The sequence below is a fragment of the Pseudomonas sp. NCIMB 10586 genome, from assembly GCF_023127895.1.
GTDB lineage: Bacteria > Pseudomonadota > Gammaproteobacteria > Pseudomonadales > Pseudomonadaceae > Aquipseudomonas > Aquipseudomonas synxantha_A.
Window position 1 is genome coordinate 1 of the sequence record NZ_SPKQ01000023.1, and the last position, 9,415, is coordinate 9,415.

Sequence of the window (9,415 nt, forward strand, 5' to 3'; positions counted from 1 at the left end):
AGGCGGGTTATCGCGGGGTGATGTTCCCGTGCCAGGCGTTTCATGGGCTGGGACAGCAAGTGGTGATGGCGCGCAGTGATGGAGTGGTGCGCCATGCCCGGGAACCGCAGGCAACGCCTGCACCTGCACCTTCGGCCGAGAGTCACGCGCCAGTGTCAGCGCCTGCCAGGCGCGCCGAGGATGGGCGGCCCCTGCTGCTGGCATCGGTACGCGAATTGGTCGCCAGCAGCCTGCAATTTGAACTGTGCGACATTCGCGACGATGAACCGTTCGCCGATTACGGCGTGGACTCAATCACTGGCGTGGCGCTGGTTCGCCAGCTGAATGCACGCCTGGCAATTGACCTGCACACGACGTGCCTCTTCGATTACCCGAGTATCAACCGGCTCGTCGACTACATGCTGGGCCAATACCCGCAGTTCGCAACGCCTGCAACCGAGCCTACGGACGCCTTGCCGGTAACCCCGCCGACTGGCGAGCCGGCACAGCCAGCGGTTGATGACCAAGCCATTGCCATTGTCGGTATCAGTGGACGGTTCCCGCAGTCCCGAGATCTGGATGCCTTCTGGGAGCACCTGGCGGCTGGTGCCGACCTGGTCAGTACCGTGCAACGTTGGGACCCTCGGCATTGCTATGCCGGCGCAGACCAGGGCTGCGACCGCGGTGGCTTCATTGAGAGGATCGATGAGTTTGATCCACTGTTTTTCAATATTTCGCCTCTTGAGGCGACCTATATGGACCCTCAGCAACGCCTGTTCCTGCAGGAAGCCTGGAACGCGCTGGCCGATGCCGGGTGCCTGGGCGAACAGCGCCGCGCCGAGGTGAGTGTCTACGTCGGGTGCGAACAGGGCGACTATGACCAGCTGTTCGATGACATGCCGCCACCCCAGTCGTTCTGGGGCAATGCCCCCTCGATCGTGCCGGCACGCATAGCCTACTACCTGGACTTGCAAGGGCCGGCCATCACCGTCGATACCGCTTGCTCCAGCGCGCTGGTGGCCATCCACATGGCCTGCCAGAGCCTGCTTGCCGGCGATACAAAGGTGGCCTTGGCGGGTGGGGTTTTCATTCAGTCCACACCTGCGTTTTACCAAAAGGCCAACCGGGCAAGCATGCTGTCGCTCACTGGCGCCTGCCATACCTTCGACAGCCGGGCGGACGGCTTCGTCCCTGGCGAAGGGGCAGGCGCGGTGGTGCTCAAACGCCTCGCCGATGCCCTGGCTGATCGCGATCACATCCATGGGTTGATCCGCGGTTCCGGTATCAATCAGGACGGCGCCAGCAATGGCATTACTGCACCGAGCGCGTTGTCCCAGCAGCGTCTGCATGAGTCGGTCTATGCACGCTATGGCATTGACCCGGCCACCGTGCAGTTGGTCGAAGCCCATGGCACCGGGACGCGCCTGGGTGACCCGATCGAATTCCAGGCGCTCAAGGGGGCGTTCTCCCGTTACACCCAGCGCAAGGGTTACTGCGCGATCGGTTCGGTGAAGTCGAACATGGGGCACGCCGCCACCGCCGCCGCCATGGCAGGACTGTTCAAGGTCCTGTTGGCGATGCGGCATCGGCAACTGCCGCCGTCCTTGCATTTCCAACACACCAACCCGGCCATCGATTTCGCCGACAGCCCCTTTTTCCTCAATCAGCACCTGGGCGATTGGCCCGCGATTGACGGGGCCCCGCGCCGCGCCGCGATCAGTTCTTTCGGGTTCAGCGGCACCAATGCCCATATGGTCCTGGAGCAGCCACCCCTGCGCGTCCACCAGGCCAGTCTGGTGCCGGCGGTACTGATCGTGCTCGATGCACGCACCCGCGAACAACTGCACCAGCGCATGGCGGACCTGTTGGCGTTATGTGAGCGGGACGCGTCATTCGCCGTCGTAGACATGAGCTACAGCCTGCTCACCGGGCGCCAGCGTTTCGAGCAGCGTTTCCATGTTGTGGTCGCGGACCGCGCCGAATTGATCGCTGCGCTGCGCAGAGGCATGCCGGCTGACACGGCCGATCTGGCCGAAGCACACCAGCGCCGATTGCAAGGCTTGTCTGCTCGCGCCACGGGTCAGTCTCTGTACTACTTGCAGCAGTTGGCTGTATTTGCCGATGCCTGGGCAGCCGGCCAGGCAGTGGACTTCGCACCGCTGTTCGACGCCCTGGATTGCCAGCGCATGCCCCTGCCGGGCTACCCCTTTGCTCGGGAGCGTTATTGGGTAGTGGAGGCGATGCCCGCCCAGGACAAGGCTACCCATCCGCTGTCGGCCGCCATGATGCCCAATGACGGGGCGGCCATGGTCTTGCGCCTGGAGGGTGACGAATACTTCCTTGATCAACACCGCATCAACGGCGAGCCGGTGGTGCCCGGGGTGGCTTTTCTGGAGGTGCTCGCCCTTGCACGTGCTGCACATACACCTTTGACACCACTGAGCCTGATCAACCTGGTATGGCAGGCACCCTTGCGCGTGGTCTCGGAGCCCGTCGAGGTACGGGTGACACTCGATGTTCAGAGCCGACACACAGGGCTTGGCGGTGTTGAGGTCCACTCCGGGCACCCTGCGCAGGTGCACTGCGCCGGCCACTACGCTGCGCCGGCCACCGCACCCGCTGCGCTTGATCTGGCCGCCCTGCGTGAGGCCTGCCGAACGGCACCTCATTCAGCACATGACTGTTACCGGCACTTCACTGGCCTGGGGGTGGATTACGGGGTGAATTTTCGCTGCCTGGTGGAGTACGCCGCCAGCGCCGATATCGACCATCCGCAGCAACTGTTGGTGCGCTTGGCGCGCAACCCCGGTGCGACCCCCAACACCGGCTGGCTGCTCGAACCAGGCCTGACTGATTCGGCGCTGCAGGCCGCCGCCCACTGGCTGGCGCGCGATTGGCCGGAGCCGCGGGCGCTGGTGCCGTTTTCCCTGGAGCGCCTGGATGTGTTCAGTGCCGCTGAACCGGTATGGGCGTATGCAGTGCGCCGCCAGGCGGCAGGTTGGGCGAGCGTTCCGGCCGTGGATATTCAACTGGCCGATGCCAACGGCACGATCTGTGCGCAATTGCAGGGGTTGAGTTTTCGCGCCCTACCGCCACCGCAGCATCCCGGCGGTACTTCGCTGGATGCCGGGGAGAGCACCCTGTGGACGGGGGACTGGCAGCCTCGCGAGGCCACCATGGCGTTACCTGATTCTGTTGGAGAGCGCCTGTTGATGGTGGCCGCCGCGCCGCAGCGACTGCTGATGGAGCAGGCGCTGCACGGCTTGCCCTGGCATTCGCTGGTGGAGAGTGAATGGCCTGTGGGCGAGGGCTATACCCAGGCCGCGATTTCGTTGATCACACACTTGCAGGCGCACCTGCGCAAGGCTGACGGCCGGCCGTTGCACGTGCAACTGCTGGTGGAGCCACATGGGCCTTGGGCACTTTTCGAAGGCCTGGCGGCTATTCTCGAAACGGCGGCATTGGAGAACCCGGCGCTGACGGTCCAGTGCCTGCTGGTGGAGATCCAGGCGCCATCGGCGTCGCTTGTGAATGTCGTGAATCAGGCGCTGGCCCTGGGCGATCCACGCTTACGCTGGTGTGACGGGCAGTGGCAGAGCTTTGTCTGGCGCCAGTTGCCGAGCGGCCCCGGTGTTGTGCCCTGGAAGGCGACCGGGGTCTATTTGATTACCGGGGGCGCAGGCGGCATGGGCCAGGTGCTGGCCGAAGAGATTTTCCGCCATGCACCCGGGGCGACCCTGGTGCTGGCCACGCATCGGCCAACAACGCTAGAGGGCTTGGCGCACTTACACCCCGCATTCAATCGCTTGCGTGAGCGTGGGGCGCGGGTCGAAGTGGTCACCCTGGAGGTCAGCGATCGGCTGGCCACCCAGGCCCTGGTCGAACGGATCCTTGAGCGTTATGGGCGGCTGGATGGCGTGGTGCATAACGCGGGGGTGACACGCGACGCTTACCTGTTGCAAAAGACCGCCGAAGACGTGCGCGAGGTGTTTGCGCCCAAGGTCCAGGGCGTGTTGAACCTCGATGCGGCCACCGCTGAGGTGGTGCTCGATTTCTTCCTGGTGTCTTCGTCCATCAGCGCGCAGTTGGGCAATGTCGGTCAAGCCGACTACGCAGCGGCCAACTGCTTTATGGATGGGGTCGTGCGCGCGCGCCAACGTCAAGCCGAGCAGGGCCTGCGACACGGCCTGAGCATGGCTGTGGATTGGGGATATTGGGCCGACGGCGGCATGCGTATCGATGCGTTGTCCCTGGGCTTGCTCAAGCAGGCCTGGGGCCTTCTGCCTATGCCACGCGACGTCGGGTTGCACGCGCTTTATCAGGCGTTCAAGCACCGCCAGGCGAACACGCTGGTGCACTACGGCGTTGCATCGAGTGTGCGGCGTCTGCTGACGCCGACGACGCATCGTGTCGAGCCGCTCGAGCAGTGGCTGCTGGCCAACGTGGCAGCGCTGACCGGCGTGCCCGTAGCTGACATTGACCTGCAGCAGCCGTTTGCCGATTACGGCTTCGACCTGCCTATGCGCCAGGCCCTGGTGCAGCGCCTGAGCGAGACACGTGACCTGGCAGGGCAGGGCGCCCGCCTTTTGCGCTGCGAATGCCTCCAGGCTTTGCTCGACCATATCGTGCAGCCGCCTCTTACCGATTTGACGGAGAAGACTCCCGCCATGGATACACGCGACGACAGCCAGACCCGACACGCCAGGGATTTCATTATCGGACTGCTCAGGACCGTGTTGGTGACCGTGACCCGGGTCAGCCCGGCCCAGCTCCAGGATGACCGGCATTTCGAACACTACGGCATTGACTCGCTGATGGTCATCCAGATGACCGCCGAGTTGGAAAAGTCCTTTGGCTCCTTATCCAAGACCTTGTTCTTTGAACACAGCTCGATCAAAGAGCTGGCCGATTACTTTACGCGCAGGCATGCCGAGCGGCTCGGCGAACTGGCCGGTAGTGGGCCCGTGGCTCCGGCTCCTACGGTCGCCGAGTCGACGCCCGTGGCGCCCGTGAACGCACTGCCGGACGCCTCGCTCGCGCAGCCGATCGCCATTGTCGGCCTCAGCGGCCGCTACCCCAAGGCTGAGGACTTGCAGGCATTCTGGCGTAACCTGGCCGAGGGTGTCGATTGTGTCACTGAAGTGCCGGCCGAACGTTGGAGCCTGGGCGACCTGGCGCAACCGGGACGCTTGCCCGGCGGTAAGACCCTGAGTCGGTGGGGAGGCTTCCTGGATGACGTGGACAAGTTCGACCCGCTGTTTTTCAACATCTCACCCCACGATGCTGAATACATGGATCCTCAGGAACGTGTGTTCCTGGAGTGCGCCTACGCGACCTTTGAGGATGCCGGCATGGCCTTGGGCCTGCGTAGCCCCAGTGCGTTGCGGCGCACCGGTGTCTATGTAGGGGTCATGTACCAGGAGTACCAACTGTTCGGTGCCGAGCAAACCTTGCTGGGGCGCCCTATGGCGTTGTCCGGCAGCAGTGCGTCGATCGCCAACCGGGTGTCCTGGAGCCTGGGGCTCAGTGGTCCCAGCCTGGCTGTGGATTCGATGTGTTCGGCGTCGCTGACGGCGATCCATCTGGCGTGCCAGGGCATTCGCAGCGGTGACTGCGACGTGGCACTGGCAGGCGGCGTCAACGTCAGCGTGCACCCCAACAAATACTTGGGCCTGGCCCAGGGGAATTTTGCCTCCAGCCAGGGGCGCTGCCAGAGTTTCGGTGAGGGCGGCGATGGGTATGTGCCGGCCGAGGGGGTCGGTGCGGTCTTGCTCAAGTCCTTGAGCCAGGCGGTGGCCGATGGCGATCGTATCTACGGCGTGATACGTGGCAGCCAGATTAACCATGGTGGCAAGGCCAATGGATTCACCGTACCCAACCCCAATGCCCAAGCCGATGTGATCACCCAGGCGTTGGCCGCCGCCGGCGTAGACGCCGCCGATGTGGGCTATGTCGAGGCCCATGGGACTGGTACGGCCCTGGGCGATCCTATCGAACTGGCGGGCCTGGCCAAGGCTTACCGGCACTACACCGACCAGACAGCGTTCTGCGCGTTGGGCTCGGTCAAATCCAACCTCGGTCATTGCGAAAGCGCTGCCGGCATCGCCGGCCTGACCAAAGTCCTGTTGCAAATGCAAAAGGGCCAGTTGGTGCCTTCGCTGCACAGTGAGGTACTCAACCCGGCCATCGATTTTGCCCAGTCACCCTTCGTAGTCCAGCGCCACTTGGCGCCCTGGCCGCGACGGGTGCGCCGCGTAGAGGGCGTCACCGAGGAGTGCCCACGCCTGGCCGGGTTATCGTCCTTCGGCGCCGGCGGTTCGAATGCACACTTGATCATCGAGGAATACCTGGCGCCGACGCAGCCTGAGTCGCAAAGCCGGCAGCCACTGCCGGTGGCCGTTCTGTTGAGCGGCGCCAACGCCGAGCGCCTGCAAGCCTCGGCCCGGCGCCTCCTGGCATTTTGCGCCTCGCCAGAAGCGCACGACCTGTCCCTGCACGACCTGGCCTATACCCTGCAAACCGGTCGAGAAGCGCTCAACGCGCGGCTGGGGTTCCTGGCACATTCTATCGACGATGTGCAGGCGTGTTTGCGCGAGTATCTGCAAGGGGCGTTGACATCCGGGCGTGTGCAGGTCGGGTCGGCCCGGCAGGATGAGAACCCGCTGGTTCGGCTGTTGGGCGAAGACGATCTGTCGGCCATGGTTGCGCAATGGGCGGCCACCGGGCAGCAGGACAAACTGTTGGCACTGTGGGTCAGCGGCGGCGATATCGACTGGCAGGCGCTGTTGCCCGGACGCTGGGGCAGGATCATTTCCTTGCCAGGCTATCCGTTTGCCCGCGAACGCTTTTGGTACACGGGGATCAATTCCGATATCGGCCAGCAGCACCCTCGCAGCCCCGGTGTGCAAGCGGCACCGCTCAGCGTGCTCAACTGTTCCGACCTGACGGGCCTGGGCTTTACCTGCCAGGTCAGTGGGCGAGACAGCTTTCTCGCCGATCATCACGTCCAAGGCAAGGCCATGATGGCGGGCTCCGCGTTTCTGGAACTGGCGCGAAAAGCAGCAGTAGCGGTGGCCACGCCTGACCAGCAGGGCGCCTTGGTGCGCCTGAGCGATGTGGTGTGGTTGGCACCCCTGGTGCTGGAAGACGGCGATGCACAACTGCGGGTACGCCTGTTTCCCGATGACACCGCACGTGTGCGTTTTGAGATCGCCACGAGCGGCGCCCAGGCACAGGCGCTCAACGTACGAGGTGTCATTGAACAGGTGCCCATGCCGACCCGTCCCCAGGTGGACCTACCCGCCTTGCTCGCGCGGCTACGCAGCAGCGCCGACTTCCATGAGCGTAATCCCGGGCAGCTCTACGACGCCTATGCAGGCCTGGGCATCGATTATGGCGCAACGCACCGTTGCCTCAGCGCGGTGTATGTCGGCGACGGGCACGCCCTGGCCCTGATCGAGTGGCCTGCAGCGCAGCCGTTCGAGGCGAGTTACGGCTTGCACCCGTCAATGTTGGATGCGGCGCTGCAAGCGACGCGCGTATTGAGCGACGAAAGCGCACTACTGCAAGTGCCTTTCGCCCTGGACCAGTTGCAGGTGTTTGCTGCGTGTGAACCGCGCATGTGGGTACAGGTTAACCGCGACCCACAGCGCGAGAGTTATGACCTTGAGTTGTTCGATGAGCTCGGCTGGTTGTGCGCCAGCCTGCGCGGCCTGAAGGTTCGACAGTGGGCGCCGCCCGGTAATGGGGGGCTTGTCGAGGGGGACGAAGAGGTCGGGCTGCCGGCTGGCGAGGTGCTACTGGTGCCGCAGTGGAGCCCGTTGGCCATGCAGGCCGTCACTGCCTCGCCGACGGCCACACTGGTCATCGGTGCCGATGCTTCGCAACTGCGCAGCCTGGAGGGCGCGCAGGGGCCGTTGCTCAGTTGTGCGTCGGTACCCTCGGACAGTGTCGAGCAGTGGGTGACGCGGTTCCAGGGGTTGCCGGCCTTCGACCGCCTGGTGCTAGTCATCCCACCGAGTGCCGCCCGGCACGCGGGCGATGAATGCCTGATCGATGAACAGCACGCGTGCGCCCTGGAGCAGCTGCGTATCGTGCAAGCGTTGCTGCGTTGCGGGTTTGACAAGCGTGCGCTGCATTATGTGGTGGTGACTCGCGACGCTTGGACGCCCCATGACGCCCAACCCGTACACGCCGCCGTCCACGGCCTGGCGGGCAGTCTCGCCAAGGAGATGCCGCATTGGACGGTACAGGCCGTAGACCTGGCGCATCAGGAGCGTCTGGCCCCCACACATTTGGCGGTGATGCCCGTTGACCCTGCGCATACCTCGCGGCGCCTGCGCGATGGCGTCTGGGAGGGCCGGCAGTTGCTGCTTCATCGGCCGCAGGCGTCCGCGCAGCCGGCTTATCGCAGCAACGGCGTGTATGTGGTGATTGGCGGCAGTGGCGGTATCGGCCAGGTGTGGACCGAAAGCGTGGCTCGCGAGCACGCCGCCCAGGTGGTCTGGTTGGGGCGCAGGGCATTGGATGCTTCCATTCAGGCAGCCCTTGATCAGGTTGCGCTGCACGGCCCACGTCCGTTTTACATGAGCGTCGACGCCACAGATGCCGGGCAGTTGCAACAAGCCTGCGAGCAGATCCTGAGCCGCTTCGGCCGTATCGATGGCCTGGTGCATTCAGCCATCGTGCTGGACGACCGCAGCCTGGCGAATATGAGCGAAGACCAACTGCGGCGCAGTTTGCAGGCCAAAGTCGATATCAGTGTACGCATGGCCCAGGTGTTCGGTGGCCAGGCACTGGATTTCGTGTTGTTCTTTTCGTCCTTGATCGCCTTCACGCGTAATGCCGGGCAAGCCAACTACGCGATGGGGTGCGTGTTCAAAGATGCCCTGGCGCGGCGCTGGGGAAGCAGCGGGTCGGTACCGGTCAAAACGTTGAACTGGGGCTATTGGGGGAGCATCGGCGTGGTGTCGTCAGCGGCCTACCGGCAACGCATGGAGCGTGAAGGCATTGGCTCCATCGAGCCGCGTGAGGCCATGCAGGCGGTGCGCACGTTGCTGGCCAGCCCACTGGACCAGATGGCATTCATCAAGACGTTGCGGCCGATCACCCTGGACGGCAATGCCGAGGCCGATCAGTGGGTCAGCCAGGCAATGGTAGCCAACGGGCCTTTGCACATTGAGGCTGATGTGGCGCAGTGGGTAGCTGCCGATGGTGCGCACGCTGCGGCCTTGCAAGACAAATACCGCCGCGACGCACAGCGCGAACGACTGCCGCAATGCCAGGTACTTTTGGTGCAATTGCAGGCAGCCGGGCTGTTCGACCAACCCACGCCGCAGACCACCCAAGCCCTGTATCAACGCTTGCAGGAACGCTCCAGCGGGACGGTAGGTGTCGATCCTCGTTGGCTGGCCCACAGCCTGCGCTGGCTGGCCGA

The 9,415-nt window shown here is 64.3% G+C and carries 1 protein-coding gene; it reads left to right on the forward strand.

From position 1 onward, the window contains the following. Window positions 1-9,415, forward strand: a 9,415-nt coding sequence (locus E4P01_RS11415; RefSeq protein WP_248130006.1) for an SDR family NAD(P)-dependent oxidoreductase, incomplete at both ends; no start/stop codon positions are given.